Annotated in this window: 2 protein-coding genes; both read right to left on the bottom strand. The window is 32.8% G+C overall.

The annotated features are described in order from the left end of the window. Positions 1-229: 229 nt before the first annotated feature. On the bottom strand, positions 230-961 hold the full coding sequence (locus DN394_RS28265) for a DsbA family oxidoreductase (RefSeq protein WP_097918396.1): 732 nt from the start codon (positions 959-961) through the stop codon (positions 230-232). A gap of 184 nt (positions 962-1,145) precedes the next feature. Beyond that, positions 1,146-2,105: an alpha/beta hydrolase gene (locus DN394_RS28260; protein WP_149294449.1), complete on the bottom strand. Its 960-nt coding sequence runs from the start codon at positions 2,103-2,105 to the stop codon at positions 1,146-1,148. Positions 2,106-2,326 lie beyond the last annotated feature (221 nt).

The following is a 2,326-nucleotide window of genomic DNA, read 5'->3' as shown; positions in this document are numbered from 1 at the left end:
TTAATGTCATCTAAGTTTTTAATTTTGTTTGCCGCGTTCTGCGTTATTGCATCGGCGACTTGTTCTATATTACACCTCTAAGATAAAACCGTCAATATGTTTTTATAAAAAAACTTCATTTTTTATAAACCCTATTTACGTTATTAAATTATCTATTTATATACCTCTTCTATAAGAATAGATAAGCAACCCATAAAATACTCTATGGGTTGCTATTCCTTCATAAAAACTATTGTTCTTTTGAAGGTACCGAACAACTTTCATCCGTACAAGACATATCGCTTCCACCCTCAGAAGAAAGCTCTTGTAACTTAGGTGCAGGATTCTCTTCTTCCCACACTTGTTGAAGTGCACCGACAAAAGTTTCGAGTGGTTGCGCACCTGAAATAGCATACTTTTGATTAATAATAAAATAAGGTACTCCTGAAATTTGATATTGCTGAGCAATCGCTTCATCAATTCTAACATCATTTGCATATGCACCTTTATCATTAATAACACGTAAAGCTTCTTGCTTGTCTAAACCTGAAGCTTCAGCAATAATAGCAAGCGTATCCACATCACTTAAATTTCTCGATTCAGTGAAATATGCAAAAAGTAGATTTTCCGTAATCTCTTTTTCTTTCCCTTGATCCTTTGCAAATTTGGCAAGACGATGCGCATCAAAAGTGTTCGTCGGCTTCATCTCTTCAAAATTAAAATTTAAACCCATACTAGCTGCATGATTGCCTAGTTGTATATTATTACGCTTAGCTTCTTCAATACTAATCCCATACTTTGATGCAAGTACTTCATTAATACTTGTTCCAGAATAGATTGGAGCATTTTGGTCTAATTCAAAACTTTTAAACTCAACTTCAACATCCTTCTTATGCGGAAATTGCTCTAAAGCCATTTCTAATCTATGTTTCCCAATATAACAAAATGGGCATACAAAATCTGACCATATTTCAATTTTCATAGAAACACCTCATTAACATGTAGTTTTCAATTATTGTAGCACTGGCAATAAGGAATTCAAAAATTTATGCTTCAAACCTTATATACTACAAACTAAAATAAGTTTTTAAATAGAAAAAACGATAATCAAAAGTATAAAAACATTTCCTTCTGATTATCGTATATACAAATCTAAAACAATCTAATTACACTGGAATGTATCTCCCCACGAACTTCCATACGGTATTCCAATATTTATTCGAATCTACCTTCTCGGCTTCTCCATGTCCAGCACCTGGAACAATTAATTTCTCTTTTTCTACTTTTGCAGCATTATATACTTCATCTAACATTTCATAAGGAACAAATGTATCAGCATCCCCATGAATAAATAGCATAGGTGTTTTACTTTTCGCCACTTGTTTTATAGCTGAAGCTTCTTCTAAATCATATCCAGCTCTTAATTTTGTAACTGTATTTGCCGCATTCATAACAGGAAACTTCGGCAAGTGGAATAAATCGTTTAATTGATAAGTAAATTCATTAATAACTGTTGAGTATCCACAATCTTCAATAATAACTTTAACGTTAGAAGGTAACTCTTCACCTGAAGTCATCATTACAGTTGCCGCGCCCATTGAAACACCAAAGAGTGCTATTTCAGCATTAGGGTCTTTCTTTACAATTTGTTGAATCCAAATCAAAATATCTTTACGATCATGCCAGCCCATCCCTATATAATCACCTTCACTATTTCCATGCCCACGAAGGTCTGGCGCTATGACGTTATATCCTTGTTCATAAAAGTTCCGGATATATTTCGTCATTTTCGATGCCCTACTATCATATCCATGAACTACAATTGCCCATTTATGGCTAGATTGTTCATTCATATATTCATAACCTGTTAATTTCAACTTATCGAAAGAATTTATGTTTCGTGTATTAGGTTTATGATTTGATACAAAGTTCGCATCCTTTTCTTCATTTGTAGCGAACACACCTCCCGATGCATTCACAGTTTCTACTAAGTGAGGATTATCCTCTAAAAACTCTTTCTCTTGTTTCGCATTCAACGCATAATTATAAAAATAATTCCCGACTAACATATAAGTAATTGCTAGAAGGACTAAAACTACTATAGTAATTACACCTATCTTTTTCATATTATCTCCTTAAAAAAATTTAAATCTTCCTATATTAAAGTACCTCGAAAAACAACTGTACTATTTTAACACACCGATAGATTGCTTCTACAAAAAATAGAATAGAAAATCTTAAACTACACATCAAAAATGATGAAAGAAAATGAATATGAGGGGATCAAAAGAATACGGATTACTTACTTGAAGCTGATAAGAAGTTTAAAACACAAAAAAGACGAGTC

Origin of the sequence: Bacillus sp. BB081 (assembly GCF_008368895.1) — a bacterium.
Taxonomy (GTDB): Bacteria; Bacillota; Bacilli; order Bacillales; family Bacillaceae_G; genus Bacillus_A; species Bacillus_A wiedmannii.
This window is presented reverse-complemented; position numbering and strand designations above follow the sequence as displayed.

Bases quoted from the DNA above. Each gene is read 5' to 3' on its own strand.
- DN394_RS28265 (WP_097918396.1), bottom strand. From the start codon at position 961: ATGAAAATTGAAATATGGTCAGATTTTGTATGCCCATTTTGTTATATT.
- DN394_RS28260 (WP_149294449.1), bottom strand. From the start codon at position 2,105: ATGAAAAAGATAGGTGTAATTACTATAGTAGTTTTAGTCCTTCTAGCA.